Annotated in this window: 22 protein-coding genes, 1 pseudogene and 2 riboswitches; of the genes and pseudogenes, 13 read left to right on the top strand and 10 right to left on the bottom strand. The window is 68.2% G+C overall.

Annotated features, from left to right (window positions below; genetic code table 11):
• The first annotated feature begins 50 nt into the window (after nucleotides 1-50).
• Nucleotides 51-533, top strand: a complete 483-nt coding sequence (locus ACLBYA_RS21540; RefSeq protein ID WP_447711475.1) for an NUDIX domain-containing protein — start codon at nucleotides 51-53, stop codon at nucleotides 531-533.
• Here ACLBYA_RS21540 and thiE read toward each other — a convergent pair.
• Nucleotides 502-1143 (bottom strand): thiamine phosphate synthase, encoded by a 642-nt coding sequence (gene thiE, locus ACLBYA_RS21535; RefSeq protein ID WP_447711474.1) that lies wholly within the window; start codon nucleotides 1141-1143, stop codon nucleotides 502-504. The two genes, ACLBYA_RS21540 and thiE, sit on opposite strands and share 32 nt — an antisense overlap.
• Nucleotides 1144-1154: 11 nt before the next feature.
• A riboswitch (TPP riboswitch) is annotated at nucleotides 1155-1266 on the top strand.
• Between thiE and thiO the strand changes: the two genes are divergently transcribed.
• From thiO to ACLBYA_RS21475, 12 genes are all read left to right on the top strand, one after another.
• On the top strand, nucleotides 1256-2257 hold the full coding sequence (thiO, locus tag ACLBYA_RS21530; RefSeq protein WP_447711473.1) for a glycine oxidase ThiO: 1002 nt from the start codon (nucleotides 1256-1258) through the stop codon (nucleotides 2255-2257). (Overlaps the previous riboswitch by 11 nt.)
• The gene (gene thiS, locus ACLBYA_RS21525) at nucleotides 2254-2451 is read left to right on the top strand and encodes a sulfur carrier protein ThiS (protein WP_447711472.1); all 198 of its coding nucleotides are present in this window, start codon (nucleotides 2254-2256) and stop codon (nucleotides 2449-2451) included. The genes thiO and thiS overlap by 4 nt, the downstream gene beginning before the upstream one ends.
• A complete protein-coding gene (gene thiG, locus ACLBYA_RS21520) occupies nucleotides 2444-3202 on the top strand; it encodes a thiazole synthase (RefSeq protein ID WP_447711471.1) in 759 nt (252 codons plus the stop codon). Before thiS ends, thiG begins: the two co-directional genes overlap by 8 nt.
• Nucleotides 3199-4086: an ABC transporter ATP-binding protein gene (locus ACLBYA_RS21515; RefSeq protein WP_447711470.1), complete on the top strand. Its 888-nt coding sequence runs from the start codon at nucleotides 3199-3201 to the stop codon at nucleotides 4084-4086. The genes thiG and ACLBYA_RS21515 overlap by 4 nt, the downstream gene beginning before the upstream one ends.
• Nucleotides 4083-4760 carry an ABC transporter permease gene (locus ACLBYA_RS21510; RefSeq protein WP_447711469.1) on the top strand — a complete coding sequence of 226 codons (678 nt, stop codon included), beginning with the start codon at nucleotides 4083-4085 and terminating at the stop codon, nucleotides 4758-4760. The genes ACLBYA_RS21515 and ACLBYA_RS21510 overlap by 4 nt, the downstream gene beginning before the upstream one ends.
• A gap of 15 nt (nucleotides 4761-4775) precedes the next feature.
• Nucleotides 4776-6281, top strand: coding sequence for a M28 family metallopeptidase (locus ACLBYA_RS21505; RefSeq protein ID WP_447711468.1), 1506 nt, complete (start codon nucleotides 4776-4778; stop codon nucleotides 6279-6281).
• Nucleotides 6278-7699 (top strand): M28 family peptidase, encoded by a 1422-nt coding sequence (locus ACLBYA_RS21500; protein ID WP_447711467.1) that lies wholly within the window; start codon nucleotides 6278-6280, stop codon nucleotides 7697-7699. The genes ACLBYA_RS21505 and ACLBYA_RS21500 overlap by 4 nt, the downstream gene beginning before the upstream one ends.
• 7 nt (nucleotides 7700-7706) lie before the next feature.
• Nucleotides 7707-7967, top strand: coding sequence for a hypothetical protein (locus ACLBYA_RS21495; protein ID WP_447711466.1), 261 nt, complete (start codon nucleotides 7707-7709; stop codon nucleotides 7965-7967).
• A 41-nt stretch (nucleotides 7968-8008) separates the two neighbouring features.
• Entirely contained in the window at nucleotides 8009-10132 is a 2124-nt protein-coding gene (locus ACLBYA_RS21490) for an MMPL family transporter (protein WP_447711523.1), read from the top strand.
• A 52-nt stretch (nucleotides 10133-10184) separates the two neighbouring features.
• Nucleotides 10185-11252 carry a type III polyketide synthase gene (locus ACLBYA_RS21485; RefSeq protein WP_447711465.1) on the top strand — a complete coding sequence of 356 codons (1068 nt, stop codon included), beginning with the start codon at nucleotides 10185-10187 and terminating at the stop codon, nucleotides 11250-11252.
• 1 nt (nucleotide 11253) lies between these two features.
• The gene (locus tag ACLBYA_RS21480; RefSeq protein ID WP_447711464.1) at nucleotides 11254-11748 is read left to right on the top strand and encodes an isoprenylcysteine carboxyl methyltransferase family protein; all 495 of its coding nucleotides are present in this window, start codon (nucleotides 11254-11256) and stop codon (nucleotides 11746-11748) included.
• The gene (locus ACLBYA_RS21475) at nucleotides 11745-12761 is read left to right on the top strand and encodes an NAD(P)/FAD-dependent oxidoreductase (RefSeq protein WP_447711463.1); all 1017 of its coding nucleotides are present in this window, start codon (nucleotides 11745-11747) and stop codon (nucleotides 12759-12761) included. The genes ACLBYA_RS21480 and ACLBYA_RS21475 overlap by 4 nt, the downstream gene beginning before the upstream one ends.
• Before the next feature lie 217 nt (nucleotides 12762-12978).
• On the opposite strand, the pseudogene ACLBYA_RS21470 reads toward ACLBYA_RS21475, so the two are convergent.
• From ACLBYA_RS21470 to thiC, 9 genes and pseudogenes are all read right to left on the bottom strand, one after another.
• Nucleotides 12979-13839: pseudogene (locus ACLBYA_RS21470) on the bottom strand (PE-PPE domain-containing protein); the annotation flags it as partial.
• A gap of 1 nt (nucleotide 13840) precedes the next feature.
• Nucleotides 13841-15079: a uracil-xanthine permease family protein gene (locus ACLBYA_RS21465; RefSeq protein ID WP_447711462.1), complete on the bottom strand. Its 1239-nt coding sequence runs from the start codon at nucleotides 15077-15079 to the stop codon at nucleotides 13841-13843.
• A complete protein-coding gene (locus ACLBYA_RS21460) occupies nucleotides 15079-16287 on the bottom strand; it encodes an APC family permease (RefSeq protein WP_447711522.1) in 1209 nt (402 codons plus the stop codon). Before ACLBYA_RS21460 ends, ACLBYA_RS21465 begins: the two co-directional genes overlap by 1 nt.
• Before the next feature lie 24 nt (nucleotides 16288-16311).
• Nucleotides 16312-16581: a hypothetical protein gene (locus ACLBYA_RS21455; RefSeq protein WP_447711461.1), complete on the bottom strand. Its 270-nt coding sequence runs from the start codon at nucleotides 16579-16581 to the stop codon at nucleotides 16312-16314.
• A gap of 11 nt (nucleotides 16582-16592) precedes the next feature.
• Nucleotides 16593-18068, bottom strand: a complete 1476-nt coding sequence (locus ACLBYA_RS21450; protein WP_447711460.1) for a flavin-containing monooxygenase — start codon at nucleotides 18066-18068, stop codon at nucleotides 16593-16595.
• An 18-nt stretch (nucleotides 18069-18086) separates the two neighbouring features.
• Nucleotides 18087-18776: a septum formation family protein gene (locus tag ACLBYA_RS21445; RefSeq protein WP_447711459.1), complete on the bottom strand. Its 690-nt coding sequence runs from the start codon at nucleotides 18774-18776 to the stop codon at nucleotides 18087-18089.
• Nucleotides 18773-19390 carry an alpha/beta hydrolase family protein gene (locus ACLBYA_RS21440; protein WP_447711458.1) on the bottom strand — a complete coding sequence of 206 codons (618 nt, stop codon included), beginning with the start codon at nucleotides 19388-19390 and terminating at the stop codon, nucleotides 18773-18775. Before ACLBYA_RS21440 ends, ACLBYA_RS21445 begins: the two co-directional genes overlap by 4 nt.
• On the bottom strand, nucleotides 19380-20222 hold the full coding sequence (thiD, locus tag ACLBYA_RS21435; RefSeq protein ID WP_447711457.1) for a bifunctional hydroxymethylpyrimidine kinase/phosphomethylpyrimidine kinase: 843 nt from the start codon (nucleotides 20220-20222) through the stop codon (nucleotides 19380-19382). Before thiD ends, ACLBYA_RS21440 begins: the two co-directional genes overlap by 11 nt.
• Nucleotides 20219-21784 (bottom strand): phosphomethylpyrimidine synthase ThiC, encoded by a 1566-nt coding sequence (gene thiC / locus ACLBYA_RS21430; RefSeq protein ID WP_447711456.1) that lies wholly within the window; start codon nucleotides 21782-21784, stop codon nucleotides 20219-20221. The genes thiD and thiC overlap by 4 nt, the downstream gene beginning before the upstream one ends.
• Nucleotides 21777-21885, bottom strand: a riboswitch (TPP riboswitch). Its footprint overlaps the gene before it by 8 nt.
• Between the last annotated feature and the right edge of the window lie 76 nt (nucleotides 21886-21961).

Raw genomic sequence — 21961 nt, 5'->3', positions numbered from 1 at the left:
AGAGACATTGGAGTGACGTGTGGGAATTCGCGGGCCCCTATTCTGGAACGGTGCGGGGTGACGGTGACGGATGGGTGTTGTCGGACGGCGGTGCCCACTTCTGGGGCCGACACGGAGCCGCCGGCCTGTTTCTGCGAGCACCTGCACCCAACGGTAGCTTCGCGCTGCTGCTGCAGCATCGAGCGCCGTGGAGTCATCAGGGCGGCACCTGGGGATTGCCCGGTGGGGCCCGCGACTCGCACGAGACACCTGAGCAGGCCGCGGTCCGCGAAGCCGCCGAGGAGGCCGGGCTCACCGAGGACCAGTTGACGGTGCGTGTCTGCGTCGTCACCCATGAGGTCCCCGGCTGGAGCTATACGACCGTCATCGCCGACGCCGCCGAACAGCTGTCGACGACCGCCAACCGGGAAAGCGCGGAACTGCGCTGGGTCATCGAGTCCGAGGTGACCGCGCTGCCGCTGCATCCCGGATTCGCCGCCAGCTGGGACCGGCTACGCGCCGTCACTGCCGATCTTCCGCTGCTGCTCGGATAGCGGCCTTGAGTGCCCGGGCCGCGGCCTCGGGGTCCTCGGCCTCGGTGATGGCACGCACCACCACGATGCGCCGCGCCCCGGCATCGAGCACCTCCGGCAGTCGTTCCATGTCGATCCCGCCGATCGCGAACCACGGCTTGGCCGGTGCCAGCGCCGCCGCATACCGCACCAGCTCCAGCCCCGGGGCCGGGCGGCCGGGCTTGGTCGGTGTCGGCCAGCACGGACCCACACAGAAATAGTCGACATCTTCGGCGACCGCCGCCTCGACCTGCGTCTCGTCGTGGGTGGACCGGCCGATCAACACACCCGGTGTCACCGTCCGCGCGATGTCGAGCGGCAGATCGTCCTGCCCGAGGTGCAACACGTCGGAACCCGCGGCGCGCGCGATATCGGCCCGGTCGTTGACCGCCAGCAATGCACCGTGCCGCCGGGCGGCGTCGGCCAGCACCTCGAGCGCCTCGAGTTCCTGGCGGGCTTCCAGGCCCTTGTCCCGCAACTGGATGATGTCCACCCCGCCGGCCAGCGCCGCATCCGCGAAGGCAGGGAGGTCACCGCGTGCGGTGCGGGCATCGGTGCACAGATAGAGCGTGGCGGAATCGAGTCGGGACACCCGGGTATCCTTTCAGCAGACACGGGAGTCCCGGGACCGGGGACTGAGAGTGGGCGCGCACCTGCCCTGACCGTCAAACCTGATCCGGGTCATGCCGGCGAAGGGAGAGGAAATGAGTGATCGAATGCTGGCCGTGATCGGCGGCGGCGTCATCGGACTGGCCGTCGCGCGTCGAGCCGCGGCCGACGGGTGGACGGTGCGGGTGCACCGGACCGACGAACGCGGCGCGTCCTGGGTGGCCGGCGGCATGCTGGCCCCGCACAGCGAGGGTTGGCCCGGTGAGGAGGCCCAACTCGCGATCGGCCTGGAATCGCTGAAGCTCTGGCACACCGGCTTCCTGACCGGGCTGCCCGACGGCATCGTGACCGCACGGAAATCGCTGGTGGTGGCCGTGGACCGGGCCGATGTCGCCGATGTGCGGACCGTCGCGGGCTGGCTGTCGGGGCAGGGGCATCCCGTCACCGCGACGACCGCCGCGCGTGACCTGGAACCTCTTCTGGCCCAAGGCATCCGGCACGGGTTCACGGCCGACACCGAACTGGCGGTGGACAACCGGGCGCTGGTCAGCGCGTTGGAGCAGGCCTGCGCGGCCGCCGGTGTGCAGTGGGCCCCACCGGTCACCGACCTCGCCGAGGTCGACGCCGACGTACTGGTGATCGCCAACGGTATCGACGCGCCGACACTGTGGCCGGGGCTGCCGGTGCGCCCCGTCAAGGGTGAGGTGCTGCGGCTACGCTGGCGCAAGGGCTGTATGCCGTTGCCGCAGATAGTGGTTCGCGCCCGGGTGCACGGCAGGCAGGTCTATCTGGTGCCGCGACCGGACGGCGTGGTGGTGGGCGCCACCCAGTATGAACACGGCCGCGACACCACGGTTGTGGTGACCGGTGTCCGGGATCTGCTCGACGACGCCTGCACCGTGATGCCGGCGCTCGGTGAATACGAGTTGGCCGAATGCGCCGCCGGATTGCGTCCGATGACACCTGACGGGCTGCCGCTCGTCGGTAGGCTCGACGAGCGCACCCTGGTCGCCACCGGCCACGGACGCAACGGCTTTCTGCTGGCGCCCTGGACCGCCGAGCGGATCGCCGCCGAACTAACCGCGGGAGCGAGATGATAGTGCTGGTCAACGGCGAAGACGCCGATGTGCCCGACGGCACCACGATCGAGGAACTGGTGCGGCAATTGGGCTTCGGCGACAAGGGCATCGCCGTGGCGGTCGACTGGGAGGTCCTGCCGCGGTCGTCCTGGGACACCGTGCTGACCGATGGCGCGCGGGTCGAGGTCGTGACGGCGGTGCAGGGTGGCTGACTCGAACCTGACCATCGCCGGTCGCGAGTTCGGGTCCCGGCTGATCATGGGTACCGGCGGCGCGGCCAATCTGGCGGTGCTGGAGGAGGCGTTGATCGCCTCGGGTACCGAATTGACCACCGTCGCGATGCGTCGGGTGGACGCCGAAACCGGGACCGGCGTGCTCGATCTGCTGAACCGGCTCGGCATCGCGGCCCTGCCGAACACCGCAGGCTGCCGCGGCGCCGCCGAGGCGGTGCTGACCGCACAGCTGGCGCGCGAGGCGCTGGGCACCGACTGGGTGAAGCTCGAGGTCATCGCCGACGAACGCACGCTGCTGCCCGATGCCATCGAATTGGTCAGAGCCGCAGAACAACTCGTCGATGACGGATTTGTCGTGCTGCCCTACACCAACGACGATCCGGTGCTGGCCAAGCGGCTGGAGGACACCGGGTGCGCCGCGGTCATGCCGTTGGGTTCGCCGATCGGCACCGGGCTGGGCATCTCCAACCCGCACCACATCGAGATGATCGTCGACGCCGCGAACGTGCCGGTGATCCTGGACGCCGGCATCGGGACGGCCAGTGACGCCGCCCTGGCCATGGAGCTCGGCTGTGACGCCGTACTGCTGGCGACCGCGGTGACCCGCGCCGCCGACCCGGCCACCATGGCCGCGGCCATGGCATCGGCGGTCACCGCCGGCCATCTGGCGCGGGCCGCCGGGCGCATCCCGAAGCGATTCTGGGCGCAGGCCTCCAGCCCCGCACTGTGATCGAGCTGGTCGACCTCACCAAGTCCTACGGCCGCACCCGTGCGGTTGACGGTTTGACCTGCACCATCAGGCCCGGTGTGGTGACCGGTTTCCTGGGGCCCAACGGTGCGGGCAAGTCGACCACCATGCGGATGATCGTCGGGCTGGACCGGCCCAGCGCCGGCTCGGTCACCGTCGCCGGTAAGCGCTACCGCGAGCTGAAGCACCCGCTGCGCACCGTCGGCGCCCTGCTCGACGCACGCCAGGTGCACCCGAACCGGACCGCGCAGGCGCATCTGCGCTGGATCGCCGCCACCAACCGGATCGCGCAGGCCCGGGTCGATGCGGTGCTGGGACAGGTCGGCCTCTCCGACGCCGCAGGCCGCCGGGCCGGGTCGTTCTCGCTGGGCATGATGCAGCGCCTCGGTATCGCCGCCGCGCTGCTCGGCGACCCGCCGGTACTGCTGTTCGACGAGCCGGTCAACGGGCTGGACCCGGAGGGCATCCGGTGGATCCGCACGCTGATGCGCGACCTGGCCGCCGAGGGGCGGACCGTGCTGGTGTCCAGTCACCTGCTCGCCGAGATGGCCAACACCGCCGACGAGCTGGTGGTGATCGGCCGCGGCCGGCTGATCACCGCGTCGTCGATGGCCGAGTTCCTGCGTCGGGACTCCGAGGTCCGGGTCCGCAGTCCGCAACTGGACGAACTCGCCCGACTGCTACCGCAGGCCCGCCGCGACGGTGACGCGCTGCTGGTCGAGGGCAGCACCGAAGCGATCGGGGAGCTGGCCGCTGCACACGGCATCGTGCTGCACGAACTGTCCGCCCGGCAGACCTCACTGGAGGAGGCCTATCTGGGCCTCACCAACGATGCCGTGCAGTACCGGGCGGGGGACGGTTCATGATCGCCGCGATCGACGCCGAACGCATCAAACTGCTGACCACCCGCTCGGCGCTGTGGCTGGCGCTCACCGTGGCGGTGCTCAGCCTGGGGCTGGCCACCCAGACCGCCGACCCGGCGCTGGGCATCGCGAACTTCGGGGTACCGGTGCTGATGGTGCTGTCCGCGCTGACGGTGACCGGCGAGTACCGCACCGGCATGATCCGCACCACCTTCATGGCCACCCCGCGCCGGGTATCGGTGCTGGCCGCGAAAGCCATTGTCAGCGCGCTGTTCTCCGGTGTCGTCACCGCCGTCATGGTCGCCGCGGCGAACCTGCTGGTGGGATCGGACAGCTGGCGTTCGGTCGCGGCGGTCACGCTGTACGCCGTGCTCGGCGCGGTCCTGGCCGTCGGCCTCGGCGCACTGCTGCGGCACACCGCCGCTGCCGTGGCGGTGCTGCTGATCGTGCCGTTCGTGGTGGAACCGCTGTTGTCGGTGACGCCGGACATTGCCGAGAAGGTGGGGCCGCTGCTGCCGTTCGTCAATGCCGGTGCCTTCACCGAGGCATCCATTTTCGGCTGGTTGCAGAACTTTTCGATGTGGTGGGGGCCGGCCGGATCGGCGGCCTACTTCGCCACCGTCGCCGCCGCGGTGTTCACCGCGGCCGTCGTCGTGGTCGACCGCCGGGACCCCTGAGCTACCGTGGGTTGCATGCAGCGCAGATCCCGAACCGCGGCGGCCCTGCTCGCCGTGGTCACCCTCGTCGCGGCCTGTGACAGCCAGGCCGGACCGACGGCGCCGCCGCCGGAGTCGGGCGGCGTCGCCGCGGCGGATTACGCCACCGAGATCAGCGAGCGGGTGCAGACTGACGCCATGATGGCGCATCTGACCAAGTTGCAGGAGATCGCCGATCAACACGGCGGGAACCGGGCCCTGGGCACCCCGGGCTACCAGGCCAGCGTCGGCTACGTGGCTGATGCGCTGCGTGACAAGGGTTTCGAGGTGCAGACCCCGGAGTTCGAGGTGCGCATCCCGTTCGCCGAGGAGCCCGACGTCCAGGTCGCAGGCACCCGGGTGGCGGCACTGCCGATGAGTTACACCATCGGCACACCGGATAACGGGGTGCGCGGGCCACTGGTCGCCGCCCCCGTCGATGAGACGCCGGGGTGTGCCGATGCCGATTACCAGGGTCTGCCGGTGCAGGGCGCGGTGGTGCTGGTCGACCGGGGGTCCTGCCAGTTCAGCGACAAACAGGCCATCGCCGCCAAACGGGGTGCCGTCGCGCTGTTGGTCGCCGACAACGTCGACCGTCCCGTCGAGGAGTTCGGTGGGACCTTGGGCAGCGGCACCGATGTCAAGATCCCGGTGTTGGGCATCACCAAGGAAGAAGGTGCGCGGCTGCGGGCCAACCCGGCCGAGGCGCAGATTCGCCTCAAGGCGGGTGTGAACACCGAACGCAGCCACAACGTCATCGCCCAGACCAGCACCGGCGACACCGACAACGTCGTGATGGTCGGGGCGCACCTGGACAGCGTGCCGGAGGGGCCCGGTATCAACGACAACGGTTCCGGGGTGGCCGGGGTGCTGGAGACCGCGTTGCAACTCGGTAGCGCACCCGATGTGCGCAACGCGGTGCGGTTCGGTTTCTGGGGTGCCGAGGAGGTGGGCCTGGTCGGCTCCGACCGCTACATCTCGTCGCTGGATGCCGACGGGCTCAAGGATATTGCGCTGTACCTGAACTTCGACATGATCGGTTCCCCGAACCCCGGTTACTTCACCTACGACGGCAACCAGTCGACACCGCCGGCCGCAGACAACAGCGTGCCGAGGGTGCCGGAGGGCTCGGCCGGGATCGAACGGATGCTGGTCGCCTATCTCGACGGTGCCGGAAAACCCGCGCAGGACACCAGCTTCAACGGCCGCTCCGATTACGATGCCTTCACCAAGGCCGGAATCCCTTCCGGCGGAATCTTCTCCGGCGCCGAGGAGAACATGACCGCCGAGCAGGCCGAGCTGTGGGGCGGTCAGGCCGACGCCCCGTTCGACCCCAACTACCACAAGGCCGGCGACACCCTCGAGCACATCGACACCACCGCGATGGAGATCCAGGGCCGCGGCGTCGCGTATGCGACCGCGCTGTACGCCCAGGACACCGGCGGCCGCAACGGAGTTCCGGTGCGCGAGGACCGCACCCGTCACGTGCTGACCGGCTCATGAGACGGCTGCTCGCCGCCGTCATCACCGCGCTGATGCTGGCGTCGTGCAGCACCCCGCCGCAGCCCGCACCCGCCGATCCGGCGCGCGATCTCGCCGACAAGGTCACCGCCGAGGCCATCTTCGCCCACCTCGAACAGTTCAGCGGCATCGCCGAGGACAATGACGGCAGCCGTGCCGTCGGCACCCCCGGCTACGACGCCACCGTGGACTATGTCTCGGAAGCGCTGCGCAGCAGAGGCTTCGAGATCAGCACGCCGGAATTCGAGTGGCTGAAGATGGGTGACCCGGGCAAGCCGACCCTGACCGTCGCCGGCCGTGCCTTCCCGGTCACCCAGGCCTCCCCGCTGGCCTCGACCCCGCGCGGCGGGGTCAGCGGATTGTCACTGCGGCCCCGCCGACCCGCGGGCTGTGCCGCCGGGGATTACGGTAATGTGCGCGGCGCGCTGGCCATCGTCGACGACACCGGCTGCTCGGTGGTGGCCAAACAGAACGCCGCGGTGGCCAAGGGTGCGGTCGGGCTGCTGGTGGTGAGCGCCGGCGGGACCAAGGGGCTGTTCGAACCCGGCTACTACCAGAAGCTGACACTGCCGGTCGCCGTGATCGACCGCACCACCGATGCCGCGCTGCGACGCACCAACGACCCGGTGCGACTGGTGCTGGACGGCCAGGCGAGCGTGGCCCGCTCCAAGAGCGTGATCGCTCAGACCTCGACGGGTGACACCGCCAATATCGTGGTGGCGGGTGCACATCTGGACAGCGCGCCGCGCAGCCCCGGTATCAACGACAACGGCAGCGGGGTGGCCGCACTGCTGGCCATCGCCGACGCCCTCGGCGCGGCACCCGAGGTCGACAACGCCGTCCGGTTCGCGTTTTGGGGATCACAACGGCTGGGGGCCGCGGGCAAATACCTGGCCGGCCTGGACGCCGGCGGCCGCGACGATATCGCAGCCTACCTGGACGCCAACATGATCGGATCGCCGAACCCGGGCTTCTTCACCCTCGACGGGGATCAGTCCGGCCAACCCAACCCGGCCATCGCGGCCGATTCGGTGCCCGAGGGTTCGGCCGGGATCGAACGCACCCTGGCCGGCTACCTCAACTTGGACGGGGTGCGGCCGGCGGACATGCCGCTGGACTCGGCCGGCGACTACGGCCCGTTCCTGACCGCCGGGATACCCGTGGGCGGGCTGACCACCGGCGGGAACCAGCAGAAGACCCCGGTGCAGGCCAGGCTGTGGGGCGGCCGGGCCGGCGCGCCCTTCGACCCGAACGCCGGCGGCCCGCGCGACGGTATGGACAATGTCGATCATCGGGCGCTGTCGATCACCGGGCCGGCGATAGCGTTCGCGATCGGCACCTACGCACAGTCCATCGAGGGTCCCAACGGCGTCCCCCCGCGGGACAAACGCAACCGATAGGACGCTCATGTATCTGCGCATCGACACCACCGTGGTGCCGCCGGCCGTCGAGGTCGTCGAACCCGAGGACTTCACCTCCTTCAAGGTCGTGCTGGTCACCGACGAGCACTCCTGGGTTGATCCTGACGACCTGACCGCACTCGCCGGCCGCACCGATGACCCGCAGTGGCGACAGCAGTTGGCGGGCATGATCGACTACGCCGGAGCCAAGGGCTGGCTCGACGGGCAGGGCAGGATCCGCGCACACGTCGAGGTGCACACCCCTTAACCACCGCCATCGGGCACCATGTTCGGGTGAACAACCCCGGCGTGCTCGAACGCCTCGCCCGCTACGCCATGGCGGCACCCAAGCGGATCCTGGTGATCTCGGCACTGATCGCCGTTGCTGCAGCAATTTTCGGGGTGCCGGTCACCCGGGAACTCGCCGCCGGCGGCTTTGGCGACCCGGCCGCCGAATCGTCGGAAGCCGCCGAGTTGCTGATGCAGAAGTTCGGCCAGGGCGATATGCAATTGCTGATCCTCGTCTCCGATCCGGCCGGCGCGCTGGGGCCGGCCGGCCGCGACGTGGGTACCGAGATCGCCACGGCGCTACGTGAATCCGAGTATGTCGCAGAGGTGACCTCGGCGTGGGACGCCCCCGCCCGACCTGCTGCCGAGCTGGTCAGCAAGGACGGTACCGCCGGCCTGATCGTCGCCGGTATCACCGGCGGTGAGCAGCATGCACAAGAGCACGCCAAGGAACTCACCGACCGGCTGGTCCGTGACCGCGGCGACGTCACGGTGCAGGCCGGCGGTATCGCGATGGTCAACACGCAGATCACCGAACAATCCCAGCGGGATCTGCTGGTCATGGAGTCCATCGCGATCCCGCTGAGCTTCCTGGTGCTGGTGTGGGTGTTCGGCGGACTGCTGGCCGCGGCGGTGCCGGTGGCCGTCGGCGTGATGGCGATTCTGGGTTCGCTGGCGGTGTTGCGGCTGATCACCTTTGCCACCGACGTCTCGGTGTTCGCGCTCAACCTGTGCATGGCGATGGGCCTGGCGCTGGCAATCGATTACACGTTGCTGATGATCAGCCGGTACCGCGACGAACTGGCCGAGGGGACCGAACCCGCGGACGCCCTGGTGCGCACGATGGTGACGGCGGGGCGCACGGTGGTGTTCTCGGCGACGACGGTCGCGTTGCCGATGTCGACGCTCGTGCTGTTCCCGATGTACTTCCTGAAATCCTTCGCCTACGCAGGCGTCGCGACGGTGGTGTTCGCGGCCGTCGCCGCCCTGGTTGTCACACCTGCCGCGCTGGCACTGCTCGGCGACCGGGTCCGCGGTAAGCGTCGCCGCGATCCCAAACCGGTACAACAGCAGTTCTGGTATCGCTCAACCAAGTTCGTGCTGCGACGCGCCGCGCCCATCGGCATCGCCGTGGTGGTGTTGCTGGTTCTGCTCGGATTACCGTTCACCGGGGTGAAGTGGGGTTTCCCCGACGACCGGGTGCTGCCGATGTCGGCGTCTGCCCATCAGGTCGGCGACCGCCTGCGGGAGGATTTCGCCAACAACTCAGCCACTGAGGTCAGTGTGGTCATCCCCGATGCCGCCGGACTGGCGCGGGCCGAGCTGGACCGCTTCACCCGCGAGTTGGCGGACGCACCAGATGTTCTCGGGGTTTCGCCGCCGGTGGAACGCGACGGCAGCATGTTCCTGCGGGTCGCCAGCGCGGCCCCGCTGTTCTCCGATGCCTCCGACGCCCAATTGGACCGGTTGCACGAGATCGCCGGCCCCGACGGCCACCGGGTGGTGCTGGGTGGGGTGGCCCAGACCGACCGCGACAGCGTTGCGGCGATCGGGGCGACGCTGCCACTGGTGCTGGGCCTGATCGCGCTGATCACGTTCTGTCTGCTGTTCCTGCTGACCGGCAGTGTGGTGTTACCGCTGAAGGCGTTGGTGCTCAACATTTTGTCGCTGACTGCCACTTTCGGGGCGATGGTGTGGATCTTCCAGGAGGGCCATCTGGGGGCGCTGGGCACCACGGCCACCGGGACGCTGGTGGCCAACATCCCGGTCCTGCTGTTCTGTATCGCGTTCGGCTTGTCGATGGACTACGAGGTGTTTCTGCTCGCGCGCATCCGCGAATACTGGCTGGCCTCGGGACAGACCTCGGCCGACGTGGGTGAGAGCGTCGCCCTCGGATTGGCCCGCACCGGGCGAGTGGTAACCGCTGCGGCCCTTGTGATGTCGATCTCGTTCGCGGCCCTGATCGCGGCCAATGTGTCGTTCATGCGGATGTTCGGGCTGGGCCTCACGCTGGCGGTCCTGATGGATGCCACGCTGGTCCGGATGGTCCTGGTACCTGCGTTCATGCAGTTGATGGGCAAGTGGAACTGGTGGGCGCCCAAACCGTTGGCGCGTCTGCATGCCCGGATCGGCTTGGAGCATTGAACCGGATGGGGTAGCACCCCGTGTAGGTGATATGTCAACTAATCTCGCGGAAATGCCCAACTTCAGCACCATCGCCGGGGTGCATGGCGTTCTGCCGCCGCACCGCTACACCCAGGACGAGATCACCGAGGAGATCCTCAAGCTGCCCGGTTACGCGGGTTTCGAGGATGCCGTCCGCAAGCTCCACAAGAGCGCCAGAGTGGACAGCAGGTATTTTGTCCGACCGATCGAGGAGTACGCGACCCTCACCGATTTCGGTGTGACCAACAGCCTGTTCATCGAACACGCCACCGAACTCGGCGCCGCGGCGCTGCAGGGCGCGCTCGCCGAGGCGGGTTTGACGCCCGCCGATGTCGACCTGATCATCACCACAACCGTGACCGGCGCGGCGGTGCCCTCGCTGGATGCCCGCATCGCCGGGGTGGTGGGGCTGCGCCCCGATGTCCGCCGGGTGCCGATCTTCGGGCTGGGCTGTGTGGCCGGTGCGGCCGGCATCGCCCGGCTGCACGACTACCTGCGCGGCGCCCCGGACAAGGTGGCCGTGCTGGTGTCGGTGGAGCTGTGTTCGCTGAGCAGCAAACACAATCCGTCCATGCCGACCGTGGTCGCCGGCGCGCTGTTCGGTGATGGTGCCTCCGCCGTGGTCGCCGTCGGCTCCGAGCGGGCCCAACAGCTCAACCCGACCGGCCCGGACGTGCTGGACTCGCGCAGCCACCTGTACCCCGATTCGCTGGGAACCATGGGCTGGGATATCGGCACCAAAGGTTTCGAGATCGTGCTCAGTGCCGAGGTGCCCGCCTTCGTCAGCCGCTACCTGGGCGACGATGTCACGGAATTCCTTGGCGCACATGATCTCACCGTGCCCGATATCGGCACCTGGGTCAGCCATCCGGGCGGGCCCAAGGTCATCGAGGCCATCATCGACACCCTGTCGCTGCCCACCGACGCACTCGATCTCACCTGGCAGTCGCTGGCCGAGGTCGGCAACATGTCCTCGTCGTCGGTGCTGCACGTGCTGCGCGACACCATCGGTAAGAAACCGGCCCCCGGCAGCCCCGGTGTGCTGATGGCGATGGGGCCCGGTTTCTGTTCCGAACTCGTGCTGCTGCGGTGGCGCTGATATGCGCGGCTTTCTCGCGCTGATCCTGCTGGTCGCCGTGGAGCGGGTGGCCGAACTGGTGGTGTCCAAGCGCAACCTGAACTGGAGCTTGGCCAACGGCGGCCGGGAGTTCGGTGCCGGACACTACCCGGTGATGGTCGCCCTGCACACCGGACTGCTGGTGGGTGCGGTGGCCGAGGCGCGTGTGCGCAAGCGCTGGATCTGGCCCGCGTTCTGGGTCGTCATCGTCGCGCAGGTGCTGCGCTGGTGGTGTATCACCACACTCGGCAAGCAGTGGAACACCCGGGTGGTGGTCGTCCCCGGTGCGCCCCGTATCACCGGCGGCCCGTATCGCCTTGTGCCGCACCCGAACTACGTGGCGGTTGTGTTGGAGGGTGCCGCGCTGCCGCTGGTCGGCGGAGCCTGGATCACCGCCGGGGTGTTCTCGGTGGCCAACGCGCTGCTGCTACGTACCCGGATCCGGGTGGAAGATGAGGCGCTGCGGAGTCTGAGTTGATCGATCTGCTGGTCGCCGGCGGCGGACCGGCGGGCTTGGCCACCGCGATCTACGCGGCGCAGGCCGGGCTGGAGGCCGTCGTCGTCGAACACCGGCGCGGACCGATCGACAAGGCCTGCGGGGAAGGGCTGATGCCGCATTCGCTGGCCCACCTGGACCGGCTCGGTGCGTCGGCCGAAGGCCGAACGTTCCATGGCATCCGCTACCTCGACGGCCGCCGTGTCGCCGAGGCCCGGTTCGCCCACGGGCCGGGTCGTGGCGTCCGCCGGACCGTCCTGCACGAGGCCCTGTCCAAGGCTGCCGCCGACGTCGGTGTCCAGGTGGTGCACGGTGACATCGGCGAGGTGTCCCAGGATGTGGATACGGTGTACGCCGCCGGTTTTCGGGCCCGCTACCTGGCCGCGGCCGACGGTCTGCACTCACCGATCCGCCGCTCGCTGGGCCTGCAGGCGGCCGAACCCCAGCGGCGCCGGTGGGGCATCCGCCGACATATCCAGATCGCCCCGTGGTCGGATTGTGTCGAGGTGTACTGGGGCAAGAGCACCGAAGCTTATGTGACCCCGGTGTCCGACGACAGTGTCGGCGTCGCCATCCTGAAATCCAGCAAGGGCGGGTTCGAGCAACACCTGCAACAGTTTCCGGAGCTGATGGACCGATTGCACGGGCTGCCGCACGGTCAGGACCGGGCCGCCGGCCCACTGCGCCAACGGGTCACCCGGCGCGCAGCGGGTCGGGTGCTGCTCGTCGGTGACGCCGCCGGGTACGTCGATGCGCTGACCGGGGAAGGTATGGGTCTGGCCTTCGGTGCCGCCCGACTGGCGGTGGACTGTGTGTCCGGGAACCGGGTGGCCGACTATGACCGCCAATGGCGAACGCTCACCCGTCGGTACCGGTTCCTGACTGCGGCCTTGCTGCATGCGACCGGGATCGGGCCGGTGCGGTCTTCGCTGACTCCGGTGTCCGCCGCGATTCCCGCACTGTTCTCGGCTGCGGTGAATGCACTCGGACACTAGGTTCGGGTTCCGCCTCTTCGGTCGGTTCCACTTCTGCCTCCGGCTCCGCTGCGGGTTCACCGGTCAGCGTCGGCTCGTACGGTTCGCCACGCAGGATGGCCTTGCCCTGCTCGATGGCGGCGGGTAGCTGTGCCAGCGCCTGTCTGAACTTCTCCGGCGGGGTGTGCCACCGGAATGGTTGCGCCACACTGGGATCGGCGGCCCGGTCGTAGCCGGCCTCGACGAACACCCGTAACACCGGATCCAGGAAGTCGACGAATCGTTGTGCCCCGACCAGCGCCGCGGCATAGTGGAACGGCTGCAGCAGCGGTAGCAGTTTCGGGATGGTGACGTAGGTGGTGTTGCCGACCGTCGTCGACACCGCGTGTGGATGGTCGGGATCGGTCAGCACGTAACCGGGGAACACGTGTTGCAGCGGAATACCCACCAGCGCATTGGCGATCGCGAGCGGATTGAAGTACTGCGGGAAGTCGGCGAGGCCGTCGTACTGGTTGACGATATCGGTGGTGCGGAACGGGCTGTCGGACGGTCCGGGGCGGCCGAAGGGGAAGATGTCCCGCACGATCGGCACGGAATCCAGCACGGCGAAACGGGCCAGGATGCCGCCGTTCGGCCGAAATGGGTTGCCGAGCATGATGAATCGGTAGTCCTCGGCATGCGCCACGTAGTGCGGATCCTGCGCCATGGCGGCACGGGCGGTCTCCAACACCTGGGATCCCTGTGACATCCCGAGCAACGTCACGAGCTCACCGGCAGTGATGCCGGCCAGATCGCGCAGCACGAATTCGGCGCCGGTGTTGGTGGACCGCACCTGGCTCTGCGGCCAGTACGGCAGTGTGGAGAAGAACGGCAACTGCGAGACCAGTGGGTAGTCGATGTTGAATGCCGCAGGATAGGGCACCGATCGATAGGTGTCGCCCGCGGGGATGAGTGAGCCGCGTGCGAACAACGGGACGGTCAACCCGAACCCGTCGAAGCTCGGACCCACGCCCAGAGTGGTCCCCGCGGTAGCGGGCGGCGGTATGCACAGCGCGAGTGCGGTGCCCAGGATGGCCAGCAGGGCGCCCAGTCGGCGCATGTCAGCGCCGCGCCGCGGCGAGCAGTGTCATCCCGTGGTAGACCACCAGTGCCGCAATCGAACCCAGCGCGATGCCGGTGAACGTCAACGACCCGGCCTGCCAGGTGAAGTCGGCGATACCGATGATCAGCGGGATGGCCGCGGTCATCTGATTGACCGGCTTGGAGAAGTCCACGTGGTTGGTCAGCCAGATGCGGATGCCCAGCACACCCACCAGCCCGTACAGCACGATGGTCGCGCCGCCCAGCACGCCCGGCGGGATGGCCGAGATGGTGGCACCGACCTTGGGGCACAACGACAGCACGATCGCCACGGCGGCGGCCACCCAGTACGCGGCCGTGGAATAGATGCGGGTGGCGGCCATCACGCCGATGTTCTCGGCATAGGTCGTCGTCGCCGATCCGCCGCCGGCCCCGGCCAGCACCGTGGCGACACCGTCGGCCGCCAGCGCCCGACCCATCATCGGATCCAGATCGGTACCGGTCATCTGACCCACCGATTTCACGTGCCCGATGTTCTCTGCGACCAGTGCGATGACCGCCGGCAGGAACAGCGGCAGGACCGCGAGACTGAACGTCGGCGTCTGGAACTCCGGCAACCCGATCCAGGCCGCCGCGGCGATTCCGGAGGTGTCCACCTCACCGAGCGCGAGCGCCAGCAGGTACCCGAGCACCACCGCCAGGAAGATCGCGAGCCGACCGATCAAGCCCTTGAAGAACGCCAGCGCGGCGACCAGCAGCACCAGCGTGACCATGCCGACCAGGGGTCCCTGCTCGAAGTTGTTCTTGGCCGCCGGCGCCAGGTTGAACCCGATCAACGCCACCACCGCACCGGTCACCACCGGCGGCAGCACCAGGTCGATCCAGTGGGTACCGGCCAGATGCACCACCACGCCGATCAGGATCAACAGCAGCCCCACCGCGATGAGACCGCCGAGCGCGCTACCCGTCCCGTTCGACGCGACGGCCGCGGTGACCGGTGCGATCACCGAGAAGCTGGACCCCAGGTAGCTGGGCAGCCGGTTACCGGTGATCAGCAGGAACAGGATGGTGCCGACACCGGAGAACAACAGCGTGGTCGCCGGCGGGAACCCGGTCAGCACCGGCACCAGGAAGGTGGCACCGAACATCGCCACCACATGCTGGGCGCCGATGCCCAGGGTGCGCGGCCAGCTCAGCCGTTCATCCGGGGCGACGACATCGGCATCGGGCCCGACATACTTCCAGCGCAGCATGGTCATCAGGACACGGTAAACCGTCGCACCGCGTACAGCGCGGCGCCGAGCGCGATGACGACGCAGCCCCACAGCACCGAGGCGACGGGCAGGGTGAACGCCAACAGCACACATCCGGCCAGCCCGATCGCCGGGATGATCCGTCGGTTCGGCTGCAGCGTCCATGCGCCGGCGTTGGCGATCGCGTAGTAGGTCAGCACCGCGAACGACGAAAACCCGATCGCGCCACGGATATCGACGAACGCGGCGAGCACCGCGACGATTGCCCCGACCGCCACTTCGGCGCGGTGCGGACCGCCGAACCGCGGATGCACGGCGGCCAGTGCCGTCGGCAGATGCCGGTCCCGCGCCATTGCGAGCGTTGTCCGCGACACCCCGAGCACCAGCGAGAGCAACGCCCCCAGCGCGGCCACCGCCGCCCCGGCCCGGACCACCGGCGCCCAATCCTGATGCCCAGCCGCCGTGACAGCGTCGGCGAGTGGTGCGGTCGCCGACGCGAGCCCGTCGCCACCGAGCACCGACAGCACCGCCACGGCGACCACCGCGTACACCGCCAGGGTGATACCGAGCGCGATCGGGATGGCGCGGGGAATGGTGTGGGCCGGGTCGCGGACCTCCTCACCGAGTGTGGCGATGCGGGCGTACCCGGCGAACGCGAAGAACAGCAGGCCCGCGGCCTGCAGCACACCGCCTGCGCTGACGTCCGCGGATACGTTCAGCCGGCCCGGGTCGCCCGCCCCGGCCAGCATCACCACCACGGCGGCCAACACCGCCAGAACCACTGCGACGATGACCCGGGTGAGCAGCGCCGACTTCTGCACCCCCGCATAGTTCACCGCGGTCAGCGCCACCACCGCGGCCACCGCGACGGCGTGCGCATACTGCGGCCAGACGTACACCCCGACGGTCAACGCCATGGCCGCGCAGGACGCCGTCTTGCCGACGATGAAACTCCAACCGGCGGCATGGCCCCAGAACGGGCCCAGCCGCTCCCGGCCGTACACGTAGCTGCCGCCGGACTGCGGATACAGCGCGGCGAGCCGGGCCGTGGAGGTGGCGTTGCAGTAGGCGACCACCGCGGCGATGGCCAGCCCGATCAGCAGACCGGAACCGGCTGCTGCCGCCGCCGGGCCGAGGGCGACGAAGATACCGGCCCCGACCATCGAGCCCAGTCCGATGACGACGGCATCGAAAGTGCCCAGCCGCCTGAGCATTTGCACGCCGGCAGTGTAGAGCTGTTACCTGTTACGCGCAGCGTTTGCACCCAGGTACACGATGTACCCCAGCGCCCCGACGGCCGCGAGCTTGCGGGTCTTGGGCACCAGCAGCCCGACACCGATGGCGGTTTCGATGCTGCCGTTGGTCTTGATGTGGCGTGCTGTGTCGTTGGGGAAGGCCGGTTTGGTGATCGGTTCGAGGAGTTGCGGTGCGACGAAATGGGCCAGACCGGCGCCGACCAGGGATACTCCGGCCAGCGTGATACCCGGTGAACTCTTCTTCTCGGCCAACGCAGGTCCTTTCAGGAGATGGTGTAATCGCTCAGGGGGAAGGTGGATGCCTCGGTGATCGCCTTCTCGGTGGTGGTCGGCCGCAGCAGGGTCGGCTCACCGGCGGGGTTGTAGTAATAGGACCGTGCGCTGGCGCAATTGCCCAGTGTGAACAGCGAATTGCCGAGCAGCTCGGTCATCCGGTCCAGGTAGGCGGTGTTGGCCTGCTCGGTGACCTCGAAGGTGCTGGCCCCACGGCGCTGCACCTCGCTGAAAAGTCGGTCCATCAGCCGCATCTGATACTCCATGGTGTTGAAGAAGTTCAGACCGAGGAACGCGTACGGGCTGGCCAGGCTCAGGTAGTTGGGGAAGTACGGCATGGACACACCCTGGTAAGCCTGGAACCTGGTGTCACGCCACCATTTCCCGAGACTACGGCCGTCCCGTCCGATCACCTCGATGGCTGGGAAGTTGGCCTCCCACAGGTCGAATCCGGTGGCCAGCACCAGGGTGTCGACCTCGACCTTGGTGCCGTCGTTGCCGACGATGCCGTCGCTCTGGATGTGGTCGATGCCGACATCCTGCAGCGCGACGTTGTCCAGGGTGAAGGACTTGTAGTAGCCGTTGCTGAAGGTCGGTCGCTTGCAACCGAAGTCGTAGTTCGGGGTGAGCCTGCGGCGCAGTTCCTTGTCCCGGATGGTGACGAACCGGTGCAGCTTGGACAGGTCGGCGGCCGAGATGTTGCCGCGGCCGCGGAAGGTCCGGTAGTGCACGACACCGATGGTGACCATCCACTCGTAGACCGAATCGGTGAACCAGCGCAGCACCCGCTGCGTCGCGGGAACACGGGCGAACAGCTTCTTGATCCGTGGGCCGAACCGCATGTCGATCTTGGGCACCACCCAGATCGGGGTGCGCTGGTAGACGGTCAGCTCGGCCGCGGACTTGGCGAGCTCGGGGATGAGCTGCACCGCAGTCGCGCCGGTGCCGATGATCGCGATCCGCCGACCGCGAGCGTCGAAGCTGTCGTCCCATTCGGCGGTGTGGATGACCTTGCCGGCGAAGCTGTCGATACCCGGGATCTCGGGGGTCTTCGGCTGGGACAGGAACCCGGTCGCGGTGATCAGGTAGCGGGCCGTCAGGGTCTCCCCATCGGCGAGCGCGACCTGCCAGACCTTGGCGTCGTCATCCCAGCGGGCACCCTCGACGACCGTGTTGAACCGGATGTGACGGCGCACGTCGTACTTGTCGGCGACATCGTCGGCGTACTGCTTGATCTCGTCGCCGGTGGAGAACAGCCGCGACCAGTTCGGGTTCGGTTCGAAGAAGTACGAGTAGGTGGTGGTGGGGACGTCGACGGCCAGCCCGGGGTAGTGGTTGACGTACCAGGTGCCACCCAGGTCGTCCTTGCGGTCGAGCAGGACGATGTTCTCGATCCCGAGGCGTTTGAGCTGGATCGCGGCGCCGATACCGGCGAAACCCGCGCCCACGATGACGGCGTCGAACATGGGGTAGACGGTACCCGCCTACTCCTGCAGCGATCCCGTCCGCGGCACGTCGGTGGTGGCGATGCAGGTCACGGCGCGATCCCCGCGCTTCCACGAGTCCTCGGTCGGGTACAGCACGAACATGCCGACCTCGGGATCGGCCATTGCCGCCGGGGAGAACTCCTCCAGCGCCGGCTGGCACCGATCCTGGTAGTCGATGATCTCGGCCTGCCCCGGGAATTCGCTGCCGGGGACGTCGACGACGAAGTAGACCTCACCCTTGTGGGGTTCGGCGCAGTCGACGGTCTTGACCGAGGCCACCAGGCTGGCATCCGACGGGATCTCCGACAGACAGTCGCCCAGCCCGATATCGGAGGCGCTCACCGAGTTCGGGTCGAAGATGTCACCGAACTCGCTGTCGGCGATCTGGTCCTTGTTGGCCACCACGATGGCGATCAGGGCGATACCGACGACCACCCACAGCGCCGACAGCACCAGGCCGGCGATGGCCATGCCGCGTCCGCCCTGGCCCTGCTTGGCCTTGCTCAACCCGACGAACCCGGCGATGACGCTGATCAGGACGCCGCCGAGGACACCGAAGATCAGCGCGACGACGGCCCACCAGTTGGTGCCCGGGGGGTGGGCCGGATAGTGCTGGCCGTATCCGGTCGAATACGGCTGGGGTGGCGGCGGCGGGTAGCCCTGCGGGTACTCCGGCGGCTGAGTCATGCAATGAAGATAACCGCGGCGGACACCGCAAGCACCGGCACGTCCAAAGTCTTGGAGCCCAGATCATGGCGTGCCCCGGTGATCTCCACGATCTCGGTCCGGCCGGCCACGAGTTCGGCGGCCGCGCGGATCTCGTCGATGGTGCCGAACGGGTCCGAGGTGCCGTGGGTGAACACCGACGGCACGGTGATATCTGGCAGATGCTCGGTGCGGGCGCGTTCGGGCTTACCGGGTGGGTGCAGGGGATATGAGGTCAGCGCCAGCAGGTCGGGGCCCGCGCCCGAACCGGCGGCGACCATCGACGTCATCCGGCCGCCGTAGGAATGCCCACCGGCGATGACGGGCCCGTCGGTCTGGGTGCGCGCCCAGGCGATGGCCTCGGCGATGCCCTGCTGATCGGTATTGGCGGAGTTCGACGGCGGTCCCTTGGGGCGGCGGCGCCGGTAGGGCAGGTTGTAGCGGATCGCCAGGTATCCCTGTCGGGCCCACTCGTCGCACAGCCCGACCAGCAGCGGCGCCTCCCGGTTGCTTCCGGCGCCGTGCGTCAACAGCACGATGCCGTTCGGGGTTCCCGCCGGTGGGTGCGCGACACCGGCAATCTCGTCAAGACTCATGGGCGAGCCGGAACAGCGGGTTCACCGGTCCGTGGCCGTGGCCCAGCGGGTAGGCCGCCCGGATGCACTCGGTGACCCAGGATTTCCCGAACGCCACCGCGTCGGGAACCGAAAAGCCATGCGCCAGAGCCGTCGCGGTGGCCGCGGCCAAGGTGTCCCCAGCGCCGTGGTCATGCCCGGTGTCGACGCGGGGTTCGCTGAACTCATAGAACTCCGAGCCGTCGAACAACAGGTCCGGGCTGAGCTGTGAGGACCGCAGGTGGCCGCCCTTGACCAGCGTCCACTGCGGGCCCAGATCGTGCAGCGCGCGCGCCGCATCCCGCTGGGAGGCCTCGTCGACCACGTCGATCCCGGTGATCAGTCGCACCTCGTCCAGATTCGGCGTGACCAGCGTGGCGATCGGAAACAGTTCGGTGCGAACGGAGTTCAGCGCCGACGGGTGCAGCAGCGGGTCGCCGTGCATCGACGCGCACACCGGGTCGACCACCAGGGGGACATTGCCGGCCAGGCCCTCGGCGTGCCAGGCCTCGGCCACGACGCCGATGATCTCGGCCGACGCCAGCATGCCGGTCTTGGCGGCCTGGATCCCGATGTCGGAGACGACCGCGCTGATCTGGCCGGCGATGATGTCCAACGGGATTTCGTGGAAGGCCTTGACCCCCACCGAGTTCTGCACCGTCACCGCGGTCATCGCCACGGTGCCGTGCACACCCAGCATGGCGAAGGTGCGCATATCGGCCTGGATGCCGGCGCCGCCGCCGGAATCGGACCCGGCGATGGTCATCACCCGGATGGGTGTCTGCCCCGGCGGGGTCAACGGGAGGAGCTTCATACCGAAGAGTCTGCCAAGGGGAGATAGACGCGGTTGCCCTGTTCCGCGAACTCCAGGGATTTGTCGTTCATGGCATCACGAATGTCCTGCGTGATGCGCATCGAGCAGAACTTGGGTCCGCACATCGAGCAGAAGTGTGCGGTCTTGGCGGGCTCGGCGGGCAGCGTCTCGTCGTGGAACTCGCGGGCGGTATCGGGGTCCAGGGAGAGTGCGAACTGATCGGCCCAGCGGAATTCGAAGCGGGCCATGCTCAGCGCGTCATCACGTTGTTGGGCCCGGGGGTGTCCCTTGGCGAGGTCGGCGGCGTGCGCGGCGATCCGGTAGGCGATCACCCCGTCCTTGACGTCCTTGCGGTTGGGTAGGCCGAGGTGTTCCTTGGGGGTGACATAACAGAGCATCGCGGTGCCGGCCTGGGCGATGATCGCCGCGCCGATGGCGCTGGTGATGTGGTCGTAGGCGGGTGCGATATCGGTGGCCAGCGGGCCCAGCGTGTAGAACGGGGCCTCCTCGCAGAGTTCCTCTTCGAGGCGGACGTTCTCCACGATCTTGTGCATCGGGACGTGTCCGGGGCCTTCGATCATCACCTGTACACCATGGGATTTCGCGATCTTGGTGAGCTCGCCGAGGGTCTCCAGCTCGGCGAACTGGGCGGCGTCGTTGGCGTCGGCGATGGAGCCGGGCCGCAGCCCGTCGCCGAGTGAGAACGTCACGTCGTAGCGTGCCAGGATTTCGCAGAGCTCGTCGAAGTGGGTGTACAGGAACGATTCCTGGTGGTGGGCCAGCATCCACGCGGCCATGATGGATCCGCCGCGGCTGACGATGCCGGTGACCCGCTTGACTGTCAGCGGGATGTAGCGCAACAGGACCCCGGCGTGCACGGTCATATAGTCGACACCCTGCTCGCACTGCTCGATCACGGTGTCGCGGTAGGACTCCCAGGTCATCTTGGTCGGATCGCCGTTGACCTTCTCCAGCGCCTGGTACATCGGGACGGTGCCGACTGGGACGGGGGAGTTGCGCAGGATCCATTCGCGGGTGAGGTGGATGTCCTTACCGGTGGACAGGTCCATGATGGTGTCCGCGCCCCAGCGGGTTGCCCACACCATCTTGTCGACTTCCTCGGCGATGGAGCTGGTGACGGCCGAATTACCGATATTGGCATTGACTTTCACGCCGAATGCCTTGCCGATGATCATCGGCTCGCTCTCCGGGTGGTTGTGGTTGGCTGGGATGACTGCCCGGCCGCGGGCGACCTCGTCGCGCACCAGTTCGGCTGGGACACCTTCACGTTCGGCAATGAACGCCATCTCCGCGGTGATCTCACCCATGCGGGCCCGCTGCAACTGGGTGCCCCGGTCCCGGACGATGCCGGCACGTGGGGGCAGGCCCTTGTCCAGGTCGATGACGGCATTCGTATCGGTGTACGGGCCGGAGGTGTCGTACAGGTCGAAATGCTCGCCGGTGCTCAGGTGCACACGGCGTGACGGCACACCGGTGGGTGAGTAGACCTTGGAACTGCCCGCGATGGGGCCCGTCGTCACAGCATCAATGGAAACACTCATCTACACATCTCCCTACGCCGGCATTACCCGGTCAGGTTCGTACGGTCGACGGCCCTAGCCGTCCTCTCAGCGCGCTGGTGTGCGCTCCCGTGTGGACCCGTACAACGTAGCGCACTCCGCTCGGATTGCCGAGAGATCGTTTGAATAGCTAACATATGCTTTTACCGATTCGGAGAT

The organism is Mycobacterium sp. C31M (genome assembly GCF_053345865.1).
This window is presented reverse-complemented; position numbering and strand designations above follow the sequence as displayed.